This window comes from Corynebacterium argentoratense (assembly GCF_021491455.1).
Classification (GTDB): Bacteria; Actinomycetota; Actinomycetes; order Mycobacteriales; family Mycobacteriaceae; genus Corynebacterium; species Corynebacterium argentoratense_A.
In genome coordinates, this window is the sequence record NZ_JAKETN010000001.1 from 24,831 (window position 1) to 45,562 (window position 20,732).

Below are 20,732 nucleotides of genomic sequence, written 5' to 3' on the forward strand. Positions count from 1 at the left end.
AGCAAAAACAGCCACGACACACGCCGTGGCTGTTTTTTCATGCGTTCAGCGGACCTGGAGATGAGCTATCAGCTAGTTGCCTTGATCGCGAATAAAAGAGTCAAGCACTTTATCCTCAGCGCCTGGGCCCACATGGTGAGCGGCAACCCTGACAGGGGTGGACTTAAACGAACTGAGCATTTCCCTGAAATTGTCGTCATCGTAGAACCCGACGCTACCGGTGGTCACCAGATACACCTGACCGCCACCGTGATCCGCCGTAGCTTGCATTGCGTTGATCAACGCTGGGCGTGTCTGTGAAACACCCCCGGTCTGAAAACCATCCAAGGTGGCATTAATCAAAGACAGGTCATCCGTGAACGCAACGTTGTTGCGCCACCCTTGCGTTACCCCAGGATTCAATGGGCTGGAGTAATTCCACAAAGCCACCTTGTGACCATTGGCCACTACCTCCGCAGCCCGCTTTTTTAAACCCTCAACCTGAGCTGGTAGAAACTCCTTCATAGCGGCGGAAGTGTCTAGAAGAAGCAAGGTGTCCTGGTCTGTAGAAGCTGCCGCTCCGGTTGCGGAAGTCCCGCTACCTGCAGACGAAGAAGTATCACCGGGCTGCTGTCCTCCATCTATGGCCAGAGCCCTCGCTAGGGCCGTGCCACTATCAAGATCAACGATGCTCTGCTTTTCCCCAGCGCTCAATTGCACCGGAACCTGCGACAAGACATAGCCCTGAATAGCAGACGCCACACGCGCTTGTTCCTCACTAATCCCACCGCCGGCATTGAGCGCCACGGAATAGAAAGGCACCACAGTGTCTGCAACCTGGTGGAAGTCAAAACCATCGGGCAGCTTATCGTCCTCATCGGCAAGAATGTACGAGGTGTCGCTGCTCGGTTCCTCCGGGAACATCAAGGGCATAGAGCCATCTGCGACAGCATCCAACGCGGCGTCAATAGTATCTGTCGACTCCCGTACCAACACCGCAGCCAAACGTGCGCCCAAAGAAAAAGAACCATTGTACGCAGTCGAATCCGGTGCAACGTCTGCCCAGGTCTTCGGCACCTCGGCACCCTGCCGAACACCAACGCCCACCCGGCTCGCAGCAACCACGGACCACTCCGTCTGGGCAGGGGACATATCGCGCTGCTCCAAGTCGTAGTTAATCGTGGAGGTGTTACCGGTGGTGATCAGCAAAGCCCCCGGGGTGGCCCTGGTTAACTCGATGCAATAATCCTTGACAACCGGATTAGCCTTAACAAAACCGTTAAGGATGTTGTCGACCGAATGAGGAGCGTCCGGGCTAACCTCCACAGGCACCTTCAGCTGCCCCTGAATGCAACCAGAGACAGCGCGCTCGTCAGCGGCACGACTACGCGCACCATTCCACAGATAAAACGCCGTGGAGAACACCGCAACAACAACGACCGTTGCAATCAACGCCAGGATGAGCTGCGGTGCAACCTTCTTTTTCGGGCTTAAGCCGGTGGAATGACGACCCATAGTTAATTACGCTATCAGCTGTCTTTCAGGAAAGTGCCAAGTACCCCCGCGGCGCAGTCACTTAAACGCTTGCGCAACACTTCTGCGCGCCGTGTAAACTCCCTTTGCCTAGCAACATACTCAGCTTTGCCCTCCGGAGTTTCAATAGCAACAACCCCAAAACCAAGAGGTCGACAATCGTAGGGACTCGCCTCCATATCGAGAATGCGCACGTCCCGAGCCAGACGAAAAGTCTCCAGCCATGTCTCGCCATCCACCGCCGGACCAAGCTTGGTAGCCCATTTATAGAGATCCATAGTGGCGTGCAAACACCCCGGATGCTCGAGGGCAGGTTGTGTTTCACGAGTCGGTTGAAAAACGTTAAGAGGCCGCGCGGGCTCGGTGAAAAAACGGAACGCGTCATAGTGGCTGCACCGAATCGAATGAGCCTCCACTACCTCGTCGTTCGCCTGCTCGCTGAGACGCAACGGCATATCATGTCGGGGCGTGCCCCGATAGACCATCGCCCACTCGTGCAGGCCAAAACAATCAAAACGCGCTGGAGTATCCCGGGTGAGCAGATCGTGGATGAACGATACAACAACACGGCGTTGCTCGAGCATCTCTTGGTCATCAAACACGACGATGCTTCCGGCAGTTTCATGCTCAACCTGCTTGTAGAACCGCCACGCAGAATGCGGCGGGGTGTACTCGTTGGCATCCAGGGCAACACCCAGACCCGGATGCCAACGCGACAACTGCCCCGGGGTCGTCGGATAGTAATCGAAGAGGAAATCAAAAATGGGGTGCTTGATGCCGCGGGTTCGCCGTTCAAGGTGGTCATGCGTCAGCTCTGCCACACACTGTTGATGCGCATGCATACGCTGCTCCCACTGCTGGCGGTCAAGTACCTCCAGTGGATCAGACACTGAACAAGGTGGCATTATTGTTGACTCCCTAGCGGGCGGATCCTAGCTTTCGTGAGTCCAGTCGCGCACGGTGCCGACGAACTCTTCAATGAGGTCTTCAAGAGTGACGATTCCCAGCAACAACCCGGAATGACGAACCTGCGCCATATGAGCGCTGCGGCGACGCATCGTGCGCATAGCATCATCGAGTGACTGCTCCGCAGCGATGGTGGTCAACGGTCGAATAGCAGATTGGGGCACGCGCTCGTCCGGAGTAGCCTCGCGGGCAACCATGCGGTCGAGCACGTCCTTAACGTGGATATACCCGATGAACGTCGTGCCGGCCTCATTGATGACGGGGAAGCGTGAGAATCCTGTAGCGTTTACAGCCTCATTGAGCTCACCCAAGGTGGGTGCCATGGAAAAGGTATAGACCTCCGACAGGGGAATGAGAACTTCCCGCACATTGCGAGCATCAGAATGCAGAGCCATGTTCAAACGAGCGTGCTCCTCGGCATCAAGCAGGCCCTCGGAACGCGATTCGGTAATCATGGTTGCAAGCTGCTCAGGATCCACGATGGAATCCAGTTCGTCTCGCTGCTGAATACCGAAAGCCTTCAATGTTTGACCGGCGATCCAGTTCATCGCATTGATGAAAGGCCTGGTGATTTTCACAAACAATAAATGGGTGGGAATCAAGAGCATCGCTACAGTCTCAGGGCCGGCCAAAGCAATATTTTTAGGCACCATTTCCCCGAGGATGATGTGCAAGAACGTCACCAACAGCAAAGCGATGCCGAAGCTCAACGGGTGCAGTAAACCATCGGGCAAACCCAGCGCATGCGCCGGGGCTTCGATAAGGTGAGCGATGGCAGGTTCGCCAACTTTACCGAGGATCAGAGAGGCGATCGTAATGCCCAACTGTGCAGCAGCGAGCATCATCGACAGTTGCTCCGAAGCCTTAATGACGGTGCGGGCCCGGCCTTTTCCTTGGGCTACGAGTGCTTCCAAGCGATCACGGCGGGAAGAAATAAGCGAGAATTCAGCCGCGACGAAAAAGGCGTTAACCAACAGCAATAGTGGGACCATGAGCAGGATCATTGGTACTCCTTCACATAGTCACGGGCTTCTTCTTCGCTCATGGGGGTCAGAACGCACTTATCGATGCGACGCTCATCCATCAGCGTCACGCGGGCGATCCAGCGCCCCTGAATGCCGGACTCAAACTCGTCCATGCTGTTGCGATCCGTTTCTGGCAACAGCACAACGTCCCCTGCCTTAGGGATGCGACCGAGGCTCGCCATAATCAAACCTCCGAGGGTTTCATACGGCCCCTCGGGGGCAAAATAGCCGACCTTCTCGCTGAGCTCATCGACGCGAACAAGGCCGGCGATTTCCCAGCTGGCACCGATGCGGAGAAAATCGCGCTCCGCCTCGGCATCGTCATGCTCGTCGTAGACCTCTCCGAGGATTTCCTCCACCACGTCTTCGATGGTGACAATTCCGGCGGTGCCACCGTACTCGTCCGCAACCAGAGCCATCTGGCTACCAGCCTTACGCACTACCGCAAGAACCGCGTCCCCATCCAAACTCGCGGGCACCTGGGGGACAGGGCGAGCAAGCTGCACCGCTGGGGTACGGCTGCGGCTCGCCTTCGCCACACCGAAAGCATCCTTGACGTGAACAACCCCGATGGTTGCATCAAGGTCACCATCAATCACCGGGAAACGAGAATGGCCAGTTTCTAAGGCCAGCTCCAGAAGATCCTGAACGCTAGCGTCGGCGTCAAGTGTTTCGATTTTGGCACGCGGCGTCATGAAATCTTCGGCAGATTCCTCACCAAACTTCAGGCTTCGATCCAGCATGGCAGCCTTCGCCTTATCCAACCCGCCGTGCTTGGCAGAATTGCGCACCAAAGCACCCAACTCCTGGGCGCTTCGGGCGCTGGCTAGCTCCTCCGCAGGTTCTATGCCTAGCTTGCGCACCAACGCATTAGCAGCAGCATTGAGCAGACGCACAAAACCCGCAAACACCACGTTAAACAGATGCGCGGGCCGGACAGTCAGGCGGGCGGCCGCAAGCGGATCCGTGATAGCCATGTTCTTAGGAACGAGCTCGCCGTAGACCATGGACAACAACGTGGCGACAATCAACGCCAAAACCAGCGCCACCGGCCGTGCGGCCTGATCGCTGAGCCCACTGAGCTCCAACACCGGGGCGAAAAATCGGCTAAGAACCGGCTCCGCAAGATAACCGGTCGCCAGGGTGGTGATAGTGATGCCCAGCTGAGCGCCGGACAACTCGAAGGACAGGTTGTTGTGGGCTTTCTGGATCGCTAGGGCAGTGCTGTCGCCCGTATCGCGAACGTGATTGTCAATTTGCGAGCGCTCGAGGCCGGTGAGGGCAAATTCGATCGCAACGAAGAAGCCAGTAGCAGCGGTTAATGCTACGAAGCCTACGAGCGCGAGAATGCTGAGGAAAATGTCCATGGTCAAACAACAACCACCCTGAGAGGTGAACAGGGTTTGAGGCCTGTCATCGTTTCTTCCTGCTCCTTCTGCGGTTAGTGCTGTGCTGGTTGCTGCGCTGATTGTTGCGGCCGCGAGACCCCTCGCGACGTCCTTGTCGCTGATCCTTGGACTGATCGGCTGTAATGCTGCGCTGCGGACGGCCTGTGCTGCTGGTCGATTGCGGGATGAGCTTGTCGATCAGTTTATTTAATGACGCCGCGTCAATGTCTGCCGCGTTAACGCCCGCGCTGCGCAGCAACGCAGTGACCACTTCTACTTGATCGTCCATAACGAGAGTGGCCACGATACCAGCAGTGCCGGCTCGGGCCGTGCGACCGGCGCGGTGCAGGTAGGACTTCTTTTCCGCTGGCGGGTCGATGTGGACCACCAGGGACACGTCAAAAATATCAATCCCGCGTGCCGCAACGTCGGTGGCCACGAGGACAGTGGCCCGGCCGGAGCTGAACTCCTCAATGGCCCTGGTGCGGGTGCTTTGGCCCTTGTCACCGTGGAGGGCGACAGCGTTGACACCATTGCGAGTGATTTTTTTCAGCTGGCGGTCAACCGCGTGTTTGGTTCGCATGAACATGATGACTTTGGCGCCCCGGGCGGAGGCATCGACAGCCAGCTGCTCGACGACGGCATTACGGGAGGGGCGATCACCCACACGGATGGTCACGTGCTCCATTGTGTCAACGGAGGCTTCGACTGCAGCGGTGGAATGCTCCACCGGATTGCGCGTGAACTCTTTAACCAGTTTCCCCACATCCCCGTCGAGGGTGGCGGAAAACAGCAGCCGCTGACCATCAGAGGGGGTTAAGCGCAACAGCTTACGCACTTGGGGAAGAAACCCCATGTCAGCCATCTGGTCGGCTTCGTCAAGCGCGACAATGGAGACCTGGTCCAGCCTGAGGATTTTTTGGTCGATAAGATCCTGCGCCCTGCCAGGAGTAGCCACCAGAATATCCACGGGGGAGGCCAATGCGGTGATGTGCCGTTTGATGTTGACGCCGCCGACAACCTCCACGACCCGTAGCCCCATCGCGGCGGCAGGATCATCCAGTCGCTGCTTCACCTGCGCAGCTAATTCACGGGTGGGCACCACGATGAGCCCCCGGGGCGCCCCGGGGCGGGAGACCCCAGAACTGGCCAAGCGGGCAATCATGGGAAGGCCGAAAGTGAAGGTTTTGCCTGATCCCGTGGGGCCTCGGCCCAGCACGTCGCGCCCCTCGAGGGCATCGGGAATCGCCGCAGCTTGAATATCGAAAGCATCCTTGATGCCCAGGGCATTCAGGCTGTGGCATACCGCGACAGGTAGGCCGAGTTCAGAGAAAGCAGGCACTAGGACGTCTCGACCTCACTGCGGTCGCCGCTCCACAAGGTGTGGAAATGCCCTTGAGTATCCACACGCTCGTAGGTGTGCGCACCGAAGAAGTCGCGCTGGCCCTGAATCAGAGCGGCGGGCAGTCGCTCCGCACGAAGACCGTCGTAGTAGGACAGGGAAGAGGCAAACACCGGGATCGGCAGGCCACGCTCGGTGGCTGCGACCACGATGCGGCGCCAGGAGTCCACCAGGTTAGTCATCTCACCATTGAAATACGGATCGAGCAGCAGAGACTCTAGCTCGGCGTTGGCATTGTATGCATCGACAATGCGGTTGAGGAACTTTGCGCGGATGATGCAGCCACCACGCCAAATGGTGGCTAGGTCACGCGGGTCAACATCCCACCCGTGCTCTGCAGAACCCGCCTTGATTTCGTCAAAGCCCTGAGCGTAGGCCACCAACTTAGAGGCATAGAGTGCTCGGCGAACATCCTCGACGAAGGCGTCGCGATCAGTCACTGCCTGGGTGTCGAGTGTGCCGGAGGGGAGGTTACCGATGGTCGCCTCGCGCATAGCCCGGGCGCCAGATAGCGCACGAGCAAACACGGCTTCACCAATACCAGTGACCGGAATGCCCAGGTCCAGGGCTGCCTTCACGGTCCACCGGCCGGTGCCTTTTTGCCCCGCGGCGTCAACAATGACATCAACCAAAGGCTTACCCGTACGCTGATCAACCTGATCCAGAACCTCAGCGGTGATCTCCACCAGGTAAGAATCAAGGTCGCCTGCATTCCACTCGCGGAACACGGTGGCGATTTCTTTAGGCTCTAGGCCGGCGGCGTAGCGAAGCAGGTGGTAGGCCTCGCCAATGACCTGCATGTCCGCGTACTCGATACCGTTGTGGACCATCTTCACGAAGTGGCCGGCACCGTCGGGGCCGATGTGCGTGCAGCAGGGGGTTCCGTCGACTTGCGCCGCAATGGATTCCAGCAGCGGTCCCAGGGATTCGTAGGATTCGGCGGGACCACCAGGCATGATCGATGGGCCGTTGAGGGCGCCTTCTTCACCGCCGGAGATACCGGCGCCGACGAAGTGAATGCCGCGCTCTGACATCGCTGCTTCGCGACGGATCGTGTCAGTGTAGAGGGAATTGCCGCCATCGATGATGATGTCTCCGGGCTCCATGGCGTCTGCGAGCTGTTCGATTACGGCGTCAGTGGCTTTACCGGCCTGCACCATGATCAGTGCCCGGCGCGGGCGTTCCAGGGAAGCAACAAAAGCTTCGATGCTGTCGGAGGCGACGAATGCGCCTTCGGAGCCGTGGTCTGCCATGAAACGTTCAGTTTTGTCGAAGCTGCGGTTGTACACTGCGACGGTGTGTCCGTGACGGGCGAAGTTACGGGCAATATTTGAGCCCATAACTGCAAGTCCGACAACACCGATCTGCGCAAGTTGGTCAGTCATGCGTCCAATCCTAGTAGGGTGGTCGTGTGAATGAGAATAAGGTGGATAGGGGCAGCGAAAACCTCTCTGAGATGCTTGGAGTGCTAGCTCGGTGTGCGGCGCCGGGGGCCAAGCCCGCCACTGCGGCTGAGTTGGATATTTTTAATGCCGGTTTTGCCGGGCCGGAACAGTGGTTGGGGTTGCGCTACACATCTATTAGTAGCGAGCGGGTGGAAGCATCGATGGTGGTGCAGCAGTGTCACATGCAGCCGTGGGGTGATGTGCATGGTGGTGTGTACGCGATGTGCGCAGAGTCTGTGGCCTCTATTCTTGCGACAATGGGTGCGATTGCCGCCTCTAAGACTCATGCCGTGGGGGTGACTAACTCCACCGAATTTCTCGCGTCCGTTCGCTCCGGTGTGCTTGATGTGGTGGCCACACCGGTGCGCCTGGGCTATGTTTCTTCGCTTATTGACGTCGCGATGTTCCAGCGCGACAAGCTTGTTGCGGTGTCACGGGTGCGGACTATTCAAAAGCCCACGCAGCAGGCGCACGGCCGCTAAGAAGGTCGTGGTGTGGGGCGGGAGCCGAAAATCGCGCTGCCGATCCTCACGCAGGTTGCACCGTGGGCGAGCGCGAGATCAAAGTCACCACTCATCCCCATGGATAGCTCTTGGACCTCGGAGTACCCCTGATCGAGCAGTGTTTGTTGCAGCGACTGCATGCGCTGGAAACAGGCCGCCGTTGCGGCATCGCCGGCAAGAGCCCGGTTGGCAGCCACCGTCATCATGCCGATGACCTCCAGCCGGTCAAACTCACGCAGTGCATCCAGCAGGGGGGCGACGTCCTCGGGTGAGACACCGGATTTTTGGGTCTCCCCGCTGCTGTTAACCTGCACCATAACTGTCAACGTGCGCTCGAAGCGTTCCAACTGCTTGTTGAGCTCTGCGGCAAGCTCGAGGCTGTCGAGGGCTTGAAACTCATCAGCCCACTGAGCGACATACTTAGCTTTGTTGCGTTGGAGCTGACCAATGGCAACCCAATGGGGGTGCCTATCTTGCGCGGCGCAGTCCTGGGCTTTATCACGTAGCTCCTGCGGGCGATTTTCCCCAAAGCACTCCATGCCTGCATCCATGGCAGCGAGGATCACATCACTGGGATAGGTCTTAGACACCGGCAGAACACGCACCTGCGACGCCCGAGGCCCCGCGGCGTCATCAATTTTTTTCTTTACAGCAGCCAGTTGATGACGCAGACGCCCAACGCGGAAATCATGAACGGCCCGACGAGTGACAGATTCGGGATCCTCTGCCTGCATCAAAGAGCGCACCATCGCGCACCCCGCTACACCCGTAGCCGCCAGGGACTCAACGTCGTCCGGGGTGACATCGCCGATAGCAACGATCGGCAGATCAGTGGCAGCAACCAAAGGGCCATAACCCTCCAGCCCCAGGGGGCTGCGGCCGGAGTCCTTTGTCGGGGTCGGGCGGAAAGGACCCGCACCCACATAATCCAACACACCAGGGTGCTGGGAGTGAAAAGCCTGCGCCTGTTGCACCAACTCTAAAGTGCCCGTGGTCAAACCAATGATCGCATCGGGACCCAACAACGCACGAGCCGTGAGGGGATCAATATCGGCTTGGCCAATATGAACGCCATGTACCTCAGCGCCCCGGAACCGAGCAGCGTAAGCAACATCCACGCGGTCATCGACCAGGACCCGAGTTGAAGGATTAGCCTCGTGTACTGCATCAGCCACCCGAACCACCAGGTCGGTGTACGCGCGGGCATCACAGTTTTTCAGACGCACCTGAATCATCCCAGCACCACCACGGGCGCACGCCGCTGCAGTGTCCACAGTGTGGGCGTCATCGCCGGAGGTCACCAAATACACAGACAAAGCGGAGGGATCGAAACGGGGCGTCGAAAAAGAACTCACGGTATAGACCCTAGCTGGAGGAGATAGAAAAACGCTTGAAGGAACCCCGGCTGCCGTCGTAACGCAACAAGCCCGGAGCAGGTGAGGCCCCGGACACGATCTTGATGGCCTCTGCTGCCATGAGGCTGCCGATCACACCGGTCGTCGAGGATAAAACGCCGCGTTGAGCGGGATCCGCAGGTGTGCTCGGGGGCTGGGCATAGAGATCGCGAAGGGCCGGGCCCACGCGGCCGTGCGCATCCTTCCAGTTGAACACCGCTACTTGGCCTTCGTGTCCCAAAACAGCGCCCAATACCAGAGGAATGCCGAGCTCAGCGGTGATATCGCCGGCTAGGAAACGCGTATCAAAATTATCCGATCCGTCGATCACAAGGTCCACGCCGGCGCACAAGTCTGCCGCGCGATCGGCGGAAAAACGACCCACCGAGCGCAGCGTGCACTCTGGCGCCAAGCCGGATAAACGTTCAACAGCTAGCTCGGCCTTGGGCTGCCCAATATCGTGGACGCGGTACAAGGTCTGACGCTGCAGATTGGAAACGTCGACCGTGTCGGTTTCGCATATATCAATGGCCCCGATGCCAGCCGCAGTCAATGCAAGCAAACAAGGGGATCCGAGGCCCCCAGCGCCAATCATTAACACTTTTGACGCGTGCAGACGGCGTTGTGCCTCGTCACCAATGAGTACGCGGTTGCGCTCGGTTCGGGCGTACTCTGCCTCACTAAGACCACTGGTGGGGGAGGAAGCGTCCGTCATGAAAGGACCTCATCAGCCCACGCGCGCCCTTCCATCGGAGAGGATGCTACAGCGTGCACACGTTTGGGGATGCGTCCCGCACTGCGAGCGAGCAGGCCGGCTTCCACAGCTTTTCGCATTGCTCGAGCCATGTCCACAGGGTGAGCACATCGTGTCACTGCGCTGGCGAGAAGAACGGCGTCGCACCCAAGCTCCATAGCTAGGGCCGCATCGGAGGCCGTGCCCAGTCCGGCGTCAAGGATCACTGGTAGCTCTGGGTGCTCGGAAGCAATGAGTTTGATGTTGTGCGGGTTGAGAATGCCCAGGCCAGTTCCAATGGGTGCGCCAGCAGGCATGATAGCTGCCGCGCCGGCACTGGCTAGACGACGGGCAATGATGGGATCATCATTGGTGTAAGCCAACACTTTGAACCCATCCATTGAGAGGCGTTCGCAGGCGTCGACGAGCTCGAGCACATCGGGTAACAGAGTGTCGTCGTCCGCGATGACCTCTAGCTTCACCCAATCGGTGCCGAGTGCTTCGCGCGCGAGTTTTGCCGTGAGCATCGCATCGCGTGAGGTATGACAGCCAGCTGTATTGGGGAGCACATCGACTCCAAGACGAGACAGCATGGAAAACAGGCTCTCTGCTTGGCTTGGCTGGTAGCGACGCAAGGCGACGGTCGCGATTTGCGCACCGGAAGCAACCAAAGCGTCTTCCATAATGTCCATGCTTGTCATACCGCCAGTGCCCAAGAGGAGGCGAGAATGATACTCTCGGCCGGCTAGCATCCACGTGTCTGTTGCTGGGCTAGTTGAGGAGGAACTCATGAACGCTAGCCTCCCTGAACAGCGCTGAGGATTTCGACCTCGTCGCCGTTGCTTAGCGCGCGGTCCCAATCTGTGCGGCTGACAACGTCATCACCCACGGCTACTGCCACGCCTTCCGGGTGCTCACTGTTGACGTAGGCCCGCACGAGGGCGCCGACGGTAGTGGATGCGGGAAGTTCAACGGCTTCACCATTGACAGTGATGGCTATTGTTGCGGTGCTTTCTTCACTCATGATGCTTACTTTAACTGCCCGCATAGTTCCAGTGCCCGCACGTCCGCAGCGTCCAGCTCAGAATCCGCCCCTAGCAGCAGTGTAGAGCCCAGGTGAGCGCCGAGCGCGGAAAGCAGAATGCCGTGCCGGAAATATCCTGTCGAGACGACGGTGCCGCTGGGCGCGTGTCGGAAAATGTAGGGCATATCGTGGGGCGTGCCAGGGCGAGCCCCGCACCCGACCTCGGTGATGTCGCAGTCCCTCACGGATGGCACGATGCGGGCCGCATCGCGCAGCAGATCTAGGACACCACCGGCCTGGGGGAGCTCCCGTCCGTCTTCACGGCTTGTCGCGCCGATGACGAGTTCGCCACTCGTCCTGGGAACCACGTAGACGGGTCGGTCGTTGACGAAGCCACGGACCACGCGCTGCAGGATGGGGCGGTGAATAGCCGGAACATCAAGGCGCATGATCTCGCCGAACACCGGGCGCAGAGGCAGCTCGAGACCCAGGGACGAGAGGATGGAACTAGCGCCCAAACCCGCGCAGACGATGGAATTCGGTCCGAGGTCTTCCTCGGTAGCCGATCGCGACTCGAAGTCCACAACGCCGCTTGCTTTCAGAGCATCAATGAGAGCAGAGCACCATTGCCGGGGGTTGATTTGGAAATCGTCAGGGATACTCACCACGCCGCTGATGTTTGGGCTGAGCGCTGGTTCAAGACGCCGCGCTTCGCTGAGCGTGAGCATGTTGGCACGGCGGGTAAAAGAGTGCTGATAGTTCAACAGGTCGTGAAGATGCTGCCGGTCTGCGGAATCGGCAGCAGTGACGAGGGTGCCTTCGGTGTTGTAACCAGTGTCGACGCTGGTGTGGTGCTGCACCGAGTCCACGAGCTCTGGGTAGAGCTCCATGGAACGAACCATCAGTTCCACCAGCTCATCCTGCTCGAACTGCATCTCCGCGGTGGGAGCGAGCATACCGGCCGCCCAGTGGGACGCCCCAGAGATGGGGGCCGGATCAATAATGCTGATGCGAGCGGTTGGCTGGGCGCGGTGCAGCATCCACGCCGTAGACAGGCCAATGATTCCCGCGCCAATTACCTTGTAGGCGGGGGCAGTGCTAGGCACGTTTAAACACCTCGGTGGAAAACTCGGAGGGATTGATCGAAGAACTCACGTTCGTAAACGCACGCGGTGAGATACGCAGATGTCGCCTCGTGGCGTTGTGCTGGGCTGGCTTGCTCCAGTGCATGCTCGACTCGTTCAATCGCCATACGTACGTCTTGGGTGAAGTTGTCACCAGAGTACATGTCCAACCATGCGGCATAGGGGTGCTGCGGGTGGTTCTGGCTACTCAAATGCGCCCCCACTTCGGCATACAACCAATAGCAAGGCAGTGTCGCTGCTGCAGCCACCGCGTAGTCGCAGGTAGCTGCAGTCGCAACGAGGAAGTTCGTGTAGCCGAGCGTTACGTGGGAGGGGCCCTGCGTCGTGGGGCGGGTTGCCAGCCACTGGCGGTGCAGTTCTGCTTCCGCGACCAGGCAATTGTGCGCGTCCTGGGCCCATGCTGCTTGGTCATCGGGACGTCGTGCTGCGGAGGCAACCATGGCTAGTGCGCGGGAGTATTGGTTGAGGTAGAGCGCGTCCTGTGCGAGATAGAAACTGAAGGACTCCTCCGACAGCGTGCCGTCCCCAAGTGCTGTGACGAAAGGATCGGAGATGATTGCATTCCACACCCCCTTGGACAGATCCCACAGGCGCTGAGTGTGGGGGCCTGCGGCCGCGATGCTGTTGGGAACGGACTGTCTAGCGCTGGAACCGAGGCGTTCATCGTCGACATCGATCGCGTTAAGGTCCAGAGAAGAATCAAGGTGCGGCCACGGTGTGCACTCTGCAGCCTCGGCAAGTCGCCGTGCCCGGGCGCTGTGGTCGACAGGGCCATGGCCTTGACCAACCTTCAGCGTGTTACCTCCAACGATGGCTTCCCTTAGCCATGCTGTGGACCAGCGCAGGGCAGCTTCAGCGTCGTCCCCGGAAGCAAGGCGCGTGGCCAAGGCAGATGAAAGGGAACAGCCCGTTCCGTGGGTGCAGGTGGTGTCCACCCGCGGACTGTGAACGACCACAGGATCCTTGGAACGCGACACAACCACATTGCCCGCGTCCGCAGAATCAAGGTGGCCGCCCTTAACGATCACTATGGTGCCGTGAGTGTCAGCGAAAGCCTGGGCTTGTGCGACTGCTTCGTCCAAGGTAGTAGCAGGCGAATTTCCCGTCAGCACGGCTAGTTCAGGGATGTTGGGGGTGACGACGTCCACCGCAGCCGCAAACTCGGATAGTGCTTGCTCAGCGTCGGGGCTCAGCAGGCGGTCCCCGGAGGTAGCCACCATCACCGGATCCAGCACAACTACTGGCACAGGGTGAGCCTGCAGATACTCGCGAACAGCGTGGATGGTTTCGCAGTCGCCCAGCATTCCGATTTTGACGCCGTCCACCGCGACGTCATCAAACACAGCGTCGAGCTGTTCAATCAAAAAGGACACCGGGGGCGTATACACCTGGCGAACACCGCAGGTATTCTGCGCAACCAGGGCGGTCGTGGCGGCCATCGCATAGCCGCCGGCAGCAGAAATAGATTTGATATCGGCGTGGATGCCCGCGCCGCCGCTCGGGTCGGTGCCGGCGATCGACAGCACGCGCGCAACAGCGGCGCCAGGTTGTGGGGTTCGTGGCTGTACTGAATTCACGACAGCGAGCTTAGTAGCGGCATCGTAGTGGTGCAGTAGTGGTAATGAAAAAGCGGCCCACCCGCACAGGATGGACCGCTCAGCACACCCCCATTGAGGGGTAAGGGTGGGGTTAGTCCTTCTTCAGACCCTTCTTGAGTGCGAAGCGACGATTGTCCTTCACCTCAATCGGAGCGTCAGCACCCGAGCCGCTCAGCCTATCAAGCAAGGCAATGGCGTTGCGTGCATGTAGCTGCTGGCGGGTGGTGGTCAGCTGCCAACGGTTGCGGGACAGCACGTTGAGGCCCCACGACACGGCAGAGACAAGACGGTTACGGAAGCCCACGAGGAACATCAAGTGAACAGTCAGCCACAGGACCCAACCGATGAAGCCAGTGACCTCGACCTTGCCCAACTTCACCACAGCGGAGAAGCGGGACACGGTCGCCATGGAGCCCTTGTCGAAGTACTCGAACTTCTCGCGTTCCGCAACGGAGCGGCCCTCGGCCTCTTTCGCGATATTTTCGGCCACGTACTCGCCCGTTTGAATAGCTACCTGAGCCACACCGGGCAGACGGTCGAGGCTCATCATGTCGCCAATGATGAAGACGTTGGACTTGTCTCCCACAGAGCAGTCGGGATTGACTGGAACACGGCCGGCGCGGTCAACCTCAACACCGCACTGGTCGGCCACGAGCTTGCCCAGCGGAGAAGCCTGAACGCCGGCAGACCAAATCTTGCAGAAGCTGTCGATGGTTTCGACGGAATCATCCTTGGTGGACTTGAAGGTCACGGAGCTGTCAGTCACATCGGTAACGATGCTGTTGAGCTTCACGGTGACGCCAAGCTTTTCAAGCTGGCGCTGAGCGTTGCGGCCCAGGCGCTTACCGAACGGCGGGAGCACCTGGGGCGCACCATCGAGGAGGATGATCTTCGCGGAAGAAGGATCGAAGTTGGAGTACTCGCCCTTGAGAGTGCGGTGAGCCATTTCGGCTAGCTGACCAGCGAGCTCAACACCGGTGGGTCCGGCGCCAACGACAACGAACGTCAGGAGCTTTTCACGCTGTGCAGGGTCGTTGCACAGTTCTGCGCGCTCGAACGCGCCGATGATGCGGGCACGGATTTCCAGGGCGTCATCGATGGACTTCATGCCCGGCGCGAACTGTGCGAAGTGGTCATTGCCGAAGTAGGACTGGCTGGCACCGGCGGCAAGAATGAGGGAGTCGTAGGAGTAGCTGCGAGTGAAGTCACCGAGCTGGGTGGTGACGACCTGCTTGTCGACGTCGATGTCGATGACTTCGCCCTTCACCACGTGCGCGTTGTCCTGCTTTTTGAGGATTTGGCGGGTGGAGGGGGCGATTTCGCCGGCGGAGAGAATGCCGGTTGCTACCTGGTAGAGCAGTGGTTGAAACAGGTGGTGGTTGGTGCGGTCGATGAGGGTGACATCAACGTCGGCGTCGGCCAGACGATGAGTCGCGAACAGTCCTCCGAAACCGGAGCCGATGACGACGACGTGGTGGCGTCCGCCGTCGGGGCGGGTCGCTTCGATGGGTGCCTGGTTGTCGCTCATAGGTTGAGTGTGCTCCTTTTAAACAAAGTGTGTGAGTCCCCGGTGGTGTTCTGGTTTTTAGTTTCCAAATGGGCCTCAGGGGTGCGTGTAAGTATCGTAACGACCTCGCGTGTAAAAATCACACCGGCGGCTGTTGACTGCCCCGGGTGTCGACCGGGTTGTAGCTGGGTTTGGCAGTAGCCTGGTGGGTTATGAGTCTTCGAGGGTCTGCGCGCGGTGCACGTTTTTCGCATGTGCAGTTCGTTGATGCCGAGGATTGGCCTGAGATTGTGGGTGTTCCTTCTGGGTGGGGGATGAGGCGTCGCGCCTTGAAAGCTGAGGCTGCTTTTGCTGCCGCGTGCTCGGACGCGGGCTTGGTGCTTGAGGATGATGGTTCGCGCCCTGCGGATCTTGTGGTCGAGCATGATGCGTTGTTTGCGCGTATTGCTGCGCGTGGGTGGTTGGGTTTGGCTGAGGGCTTTATGGCGGGGGAGTTTGTTGCGCCGGATTTGGTGTTTGTTTTGAAGCGTTTGATCGCTGGTGGGTATCGTCCGCTGGGGCGTCGTGAGGGGCGTGCGGCTGTTGCGGGGCCTGCGGTGGTTGATATTCCGCGTGAGTTGGCTGTGTTGAGTAGTCCTCGTGGGGTGGAGGTTGCGCAGCTGCATGGGGGTATATTTGCTTCGGGTGTGTCGACTACCTCGCGTGTTGAGGTCGCGGGGGTTGCGGTGGATCGCACGGTTATGGGTGCGCCGGTGGGGGTGTGTCGTGAGGATTTGGTGGATGCGCAGGCGCGCACGTTGGAGTTTGTGTTGGATGCGGCGCGTGTTGGTCGGGGGTCGCGGGTTGTGCATATGCCGGCGGCGCATGCCGGTGTTGCGGCGTATGCGGTGGATCGTGGTTTCAGTGTGGATGCGTTGTGTGCGAGCGATGAGAGCGCTGATGATGTGGCGAATTACCGTTTGTCGCTGCCGCCAGCGTCGCGGCGTCGGGTATCGGTTGAGGATATATCTGGGGCGTATCCTGGCCCTGGTGTGTGGCAGCCTGGGTGGCGTCGGGGTTTTGACGCCGCGGTGAGCGTGGATGTGTTCGACAAGTTGGGGGCGGATCGGGCGAAGTATGTGGCCTCGATTGATGCGATGGTGGCTCGTGGCGGTCGCGCGGTGTTGTCGACCTTGCTCAGTCGCTCCGCTCAATCGGGTCTAGGCGGGGCGCGAGGCTCTGCGCATCCGGCGTTGTCGGTGATTGAGCAGTACTTATGGCCGGGTTTCCAGCCACCCACCATTGAGCAGGCGCATGAGGTAGTGTCGGAGAATTCGTCGCTCAGTGTGGTTGCTGAGGCGCACTATGGTGCGCATGTGGAGCTCAGCGTCAGACTGCAGCGCGAATTTTTTGAGGGGCGGCTGCGTGAAGCCGCAGCCGCTGGCTATGACGCGGTGTTTCGACGCTTGTGGTTTTTCTATTTGTGTGTGCTTGAGGCTTGCTTGAGTGTAGGGGAGTTGGACGCTGCGGTTTTGACGTTAGCGCGGCGCAGTCGCCAAAGCTGAATGGTCATAGGGACAGCAACGGTGAGTAGTCCTGCGACGATAAACCAGTGCATGTAGCGTTCCACCAGGGGTATTTCCCCCAGGAAGTATCCAAGGGCGGGGAGCGTGGCACCCCAGGCAATGCTGCCGATGATGGAATAGAGCGTGAAGGCTTTGCGATTCATTTGGGAGAATCCGGCCATCACAGGGGTGACGGTGCGCACGACAGCGATGAACCGCGCGAGTAGTACGGTGGCGGGCCCGAAACGATCAAAAAAGTGGTTGGTTTTGTCGATGTATTCCGGGCCGATCCATTGGGCGACTCGGGTGCGCATAATCACTGGTCCGACACGTTTGCCGATGGTGTAGCCGACTTGGTCGCCGATAATCGCGCTGACGGGTATACCGAGCATCAACGTCCATAGTGGGGCGAAAGGTTCGGGTGCTGACGCCATAATTCCGGCAGTAAACAGCAAAGTATCCCCAGGGAAGATGAAGCCTATGAGCAGGCCCGTCTCCATGAAAACTATGGCGTATATTCCCGCGAGCCCGAAGGCCGACAGCAGGGTAGAAACCTCAAACACTTCCGTGTCAACCTTAGGGACTTACCACCGGGCGAGAGGCCCGCTCAAGCACAGTAGCGATCGATTCGTAGGGAAGATCGAGAGTCATCTCTAGTCCCATCTCGCAGGTGCGGTTGTCCGATACATAGGCATCGAATTCTACGCCTTCGAGGGATCGGGCTTCTTCCCGGGTTGCAGATTCCACGAGCTCTGGGTGGAGTAGTCCACGATCGCCTGCGGTTCCGCAGCACGTCGCACCTTCGGGTACGACCACGTCATTGGCTACTTTGCCGAGGATGGAGACCATGGTTTCCGTCAAACCCATGTGCTCGACTGAACAGTTGGGGTGAACCGCCACACGTTGCACCGGTTGTGTTAAGGGCAGGTAGTCCATGACCTCTTGATCAAGCCACTCGATGGTGTCGAGGATGCGCACGGCCGCAAACCGCTGCTTGAGGTCGCCGTCGAGGGCTTTTGGTACTTCCGCTAACAAACCGTGCGTGCAGGACGCAGCGTCGACGACGACAGGTAGAGCCCCATTATCAGTCCAAGAGATGAGATCCCGGGCGATTTCTTGGGCCTTTTCCTTGAAGCCCTCGGTGTATCCCTTCGATGACCAAGGTGTGCCACAGCACGAACCCGTCACATCGCTCGGAATCCACACGGGGCGACCCGATCGACGGCCCAATGCGACGATGGCCTCGGGTACTTCCACGCGGTCAGCTGGTGCGTGAGCAGAGATACCAAAAATGCGGTTGATACACGCGGGGAAATAGACAGCAGTCGCGCCGGAACGCTCCGTGTCTGGCAGACGGGAGGCCGCCGCAGGCAGATCGCCAGGAACCGTCGGAAGAAGATCGTTGTTGATCAGGCTGCGCGCAGCATTAGCGGCGGCCGCGAGAGTTTCGGACCCGGTGAGCCGCTGGACAGCATAAGCGGCCTTTACGGCTCCGCGTGCGGCCTTTTCCAACGTGGCATAGTTTTTCGCCGCGTTAATGCCAGCCTTCTGAGCACTATCGCTGTGCTCATGAGCACGCATGTCCTTCATCACCTTGCCGGTGTTAATGCTCACAGGGCAGGGGATTGCGCACGTGCCGTCGGCCGCGCACATGTCCACGGCGTCATATTGAAACTCTTCCTGCAGCTGGTGCAGAACCTTGGAGCCTTCCGGCTGACGCGCCATTTCGCGACGCAACACAATGCGTTGACGCGGCGTCACCGTGACATGGCGTGAAGGGCACACCGGCTCGCAGAAACCGCACTCCACGCAGGCGTTAATTTCTTTTTCCACCTTGGGGAAAGATTTGAAGTTCTTCAGGTGGATGTCCTCGGTGCGGGTCAGTTTGACCTCGGGTGCGAGAATGCCGTGGGGATCGATGAGGTTTTTGAGCTCCCACATGATATCCCAGGCGACATCGCCCCATTCGCGACGAACATAGGGGGCCATGTTGACGCCCGTGCCGTGCTCTGCCTTGAGCGAACCGTGGTACTTGTCGATCACGAGCTCGGCCAGGTCGTCGATGAAGTTGGCGTAGTGCTCGACCTCTTCGGGTTCCGTCAGTCGGGGGAACATTGAAAAGTGGAGGTTGCCGAACGCCGCGTGTCCCATGATCAGCGGCGGATAGTCGTATGCGGTGAGCAAATTGAGAAGGTCGGCGCTAGCATCACCGATGTCTTCGGGGGCGAAGCACACGTCTTCCGTGATGTAGGTGCTTCCATCCGGGCGGCCGGCACCGAACAAACCAAATAGGCCGCTGCGGATCTGCCAGGCCCCGCGCATACCTTTTTCGGTCTTGTCGAACACGGTGGGTTCCAAGAGCTCTGCGTCCGCGAGTACTGCTTGGGCGCGTGCGATGGCCTCGTCGAGTTCTTCCTCGGTGGCGCCGCCAACCTCGAGCAGGAGGGCAGCTGCGTGATCGTCAAGATCGGACCAGTGCTGCTTGGCGGCCGGGAAGTTGCCGACCGCACCGCGCAACACCGGTGCTACGAGTAGCTCGCAGGCTTCAGCTCCAGCCTGGACGAGGGCGTGGACGTATGACGCCGCGTCGCGCAAGCCCGGCAGCATCACCCAGGCCACAGCTTTGTGGCGGGGCAGCTTGACGGTGCGGATGACAGATTCGGTGATTGCGCCGAAAATGCCCTCCGAAGACACCAGTAGGCGCATGAGCATACGGCTGGGGGAGTCTTCGTCGAGGAATGCATCAAGGCGCAAACCGTTGGTGTTGCGGATGGTGAATTTCTTGCGGAGAAACGCGCTGAGCTCGGCATCGTTCCGGATGCGTTCGGCGATATCCAACAGGCCCTGGTAGAGCTGCGGTTCGGCGGCCTTGAGGTCGGTATCCGCGGTGGGGGAGGTGGTGTCCACGATGGTGCCCGAAGGCAACACGAAGGTGGCGTCTTCGAGTGTGTGGTAAGAATCGCGGTCGACGGAACAGCGCATGCCGCCGGAGTTGTCGGCCAAAACACCACCGATTGTGCACACAGAGGTGGACCCGGGGTCTGCGCCAATCATGTAGCCGTGGCGGCTCAGCACTGCCTGCGCATCACCGAGGATAACCCCCGGGCGCGACCACAGGCGCTGGCCGCCGTCGAGGACCCGCATGCCACCGAAATGGGTTTTGAGATCCATCAGTATGTCATCGGTGATGGACTGGCCGTTTAGAGAGGTGCCTGCGGAACGGAACACGATGTGTCGGCCATTGTCATTAGCCCACTGCATGACGGCGGCGATGTCTCGAGCGTCGCGAGGACGAACAACAACCTGGGGGATAAGCCTATAGGCACTCGCATCGGAGGCGTAGCGCACCAAGTCGGAAATGCGGTGCAGCACATTGTCGGCGCCCAGAAGGTCCGATAATGCCTTAACCGTCGCGGCGTCAGTACCCTTGAAGCGATCCTCCGGGACAGCATCTAATTGGGGAGTGGAACCCGCCGGTCGGCCGATGTGGCGTGGAGATGGAGTGCCTAGCTTTTTCACACTGTGCAGTTTAAATGATGGTGGCGC

17 protein-coding genes and 1 pseudogene are annotated in these 20,732 nt (G+C 59.4%); 2 read left to right on the forward strand and 16 right to left on the reverse strand.

Annotated elements, in window-relative coordinates; genetic code table 11:
- Window positions 1-72 precede the first annotated feature (72 nt).
- The 6 genes from L1C91_RS00135 to gndA are packed head-to-tail and all read right to left on the reverse strand — an operon-like array spanning window position 73 to window position 7,678.
- Window positions 73-1,494, reverse strand: a complete 1,422-nt coding sequence (locus L1C91_RS00135) for a hypothetical protein (protein ID WP_234857445.1) — start codon at window positions 1,492-1,494, stop codon at window positions 73-75.
- A 14-nt stretch (window positions 1,495-1,508) separates the two neighbouring features.
- Complete coding sequence (locus L1C91_RS00140; RefSeq protein WP_419178680.1) at window positions 1,509-2,417, reverse strand: 3-methyladenine DNA glycosylase; 909 nt, start codon at window positions 2,415-2,417, stop codon at window positions 1,509-1,511.
- A 27-nt stretch (window positions 2,418-2,444) separates the two neighbouring features.
- Complete coding sequence (locus L1C91_RS00145) at window positions 2,445-3,482, reverse strand: hemolysin family protein (protein ID WP_234857446.1); 1,038 nt, start codon at window positions 3,480-3,482, stop codon at window positions 2,445-2,447.
- Window positions 3,479-4,870, reverse strand: coding sequence for a hemolysin family protein (locus L1C91_RS00150; RefSeq protein ID WP_234857447.1), 1,392 nt, complete (start codon window positions 4,868-4,870; stop codon window positions 3,479-3,481). The genes L1C91_RS00145 and L1C91_RS00150 overlap by 4 nt, the downstream gene beginning before the upstream one ends.
- A gap of 46 nt (window positions 4,871-4,916) precedes the next feature.
- Window positions 4,917-6,233, reverse strand: coding sequence for a DEAD/DEAH box helicase (locus tag L1C91_RS00155; RefSeq protein ID WP_234857448.1), 1,317 nt, complete (start codon window positions 6,231-6,233; stop codon window positions 4,917-4,919).
- On the reverse strand, window positions 6,233-7,678 hold the full coding sequence (gndA, locus tag L1C91_RS00160) for an NADP-dependent phosphogluconate dehydrogenase (protein WP_234857449.1): 1,446 nt from the start codon (window positions 7,676-7,678) through the stop codon (window positions 6,233-6,235). The genes L1C91_RS00155 and gndA overlap by 1 nt, the downstream gene beginning before the upstream one ends.
- Window positions 7,679-7,704: 26 nt before the next feature.
- On the opposite strand from gndA, the gene L1C91_RS00165 reads away from it, so the two are divergent.
- The gene (locus L1C91_RS00165; RefSeq protein ID WP_234857450.1) at window positions 7,705-8,220 is read left to right on the forward strand and encodes a PaaI family thioesterase; all 516 of its coding nucleotides are present in this window, start codon (window positions 7,705-7,707) and stop codon (window positions 8,218-8,220) included.
- On the opposite strand, the gene L1C91_RS00170 is transcribed toward L1C91_RS00165, so the two are convergent.
- The 8 genes and pseudogenes from L1C91_RS00170 to L1C91_RS00205 all read right to left on the reverse strand — a co-directional run bounded on the left by L1C91_RS00170 (window position 8,217) and on the right by L1C91_RS00205 (window position 15,663).
- Window positions 8,217-8,912 (reverse strand): YggS family pyridoxal phosphate-dependent enzyme, encoded by a 696-nt coding sequence (locus L1C91_RS00170; RefSeq protein ID WP_268836212.1) that lies wholly within the window; start codon window positions 8,910-8,912, stop codon window positions 8,217-8,219. The two genes, L1C91_RS00165 and L1C91_RS00170, sit on opposite strands and share 4 nt — an antisense overlap.
- A 12-nt stretch (window positions 8,913-8,924) precedes the next feature.
- A pseudogene (locus L1C91_RS00175) lies at window positions 8,925-9,557 on the reverse strand (thiamine phosphate synthase); the annotation flags it as partial.
- Window positions 9,558-9,606: 49 nt separating this feature from the next.
- Window positions 9,607-10,350 (reverse strand): HesA/MoeB/ThiF family protein, encoded by a 744-nt coding sequence (locus tag L1C91_RS00180; protein WP_234857451.1) that lies wholly within the window; start codon window positions 10,348-10,350, stop codon window positions 9,607-9,609.
- Window positions 10,347-11,120 (reverse strand): thiazole synthase, encoded by a 774-nt coding sequence (locus L1C91_RS00185; protein ID WP_234857833.1) that lies wholly within the window; start codon window positions 11,118-11,120, stop codon window positions 10,347-10,349. The genes L1C91_RS00180 and L1C91_RS00185 overlap by 4 nt, the downstream gene beginning before the upstream one ends.
- A gap of 44 nt (window positions 11,121-11,164) precedes the next feature.
- Window positions 11,165-11,392: a sulfur carrier protein ThiS gene (thiS, locus tag L1C91_RS00190; protein ID WP_234857452.1), complete on the reverse strand. Its 228-nt coding sequence runs from the start codon at window positions 11,390-11,392 to the stop codon at window positions 11,165-11,167.
- A gap of 5 nt (window positions 11,393-11,397) precedes the next feature.
- Window positions 11,398-12,498 carry a glycine oxidase ThiO gene (gene thiO, locus L1C91_RS00195; RefSeq protein ID WP_234857453.1) on the reverse strand — a complete coding sequence of 367 codons (1,101 nt, stop codon included), beginning with the start codon at window positions 12,496-12,498 and terminating at the stop codon, window positions 11,398-11,400.
- A gap of 2 nt (window positions 12,499-12,500) precedes the next feature.
- Window positions 12,501-14,114, reverse strand: coding sequence for a bifunctional hydroxymethylpyrimidine kinase/phosphomethylpyrimidine kinase (locus L1C91_RS00200; protein ID WP_234857454.1), 1,614 nt, complete (start codon window positions 14,112-14,114; stop codon window positions 12,501-12,503).
- A gap of 112 nt (window positions 14,115-14,226) precedes the next feature.
- Window positions 14,227-15,663 carry an NAD(P)/FAD-dependent oxidoreductase gene (locus L1C91_RS00205; RefSeq protein WP_234857455.1) on the reverse strand — a complete coding sequence of 479 codons (1,437 nt, stop codon included), beginning with the start codon at window positions 15,661-15,663 and terminating at the stop codon, window positions 14,227-14,229.
- 191 nt (window positions 15,664-15,854) lie between these two features.
- Between L1C91_RS00205 and L1C91_RS00210 the strand changes: the two genes are divergently transcribed.
- Window positions 15,855-17,186, forward strand: coding sequence for a class I SAM-dependent methyltransferase (locus L1C91_RS00210; RefSeq protein WP_234857456.1), 1,332 nt, complete (start codon window positions 15,855-15,857; stop codon window positions 17,184-17,186).
- Here the strand turns inward: L1C91_RS00210 and L1C91_RS00215 are convergent.
- Window positions 17,099-17,749 (reverse strand): DedA family protein, encoded by a 651-nt coding sequence (locus tag L1C91_RS00215; RefSeq protein ID WP_234857457.1) that lies wholly within the window; start codon window positions 17,747-17,749, stop codon window positions 17,099-17,101. The genes L1C91_RS00210 and L1C91_RS00215 overlap by 88 nt on opposite strands.
- A gap of 13 nt (window positions 17,750-17,762) precedes the next feature.
- Entirely contained in the window at window positions 17,763-20,705 is a 2,943-nt protein-coding gene (locus tag L1C91_RS00220; RefSeq protein WP_234857458.1) for an FAD-binding and (Fe-S)-binding domain-containing protein, read from the reverse strand.
- Window positions 20,706-20,732 lie beyond the last annotated feature (27 nt).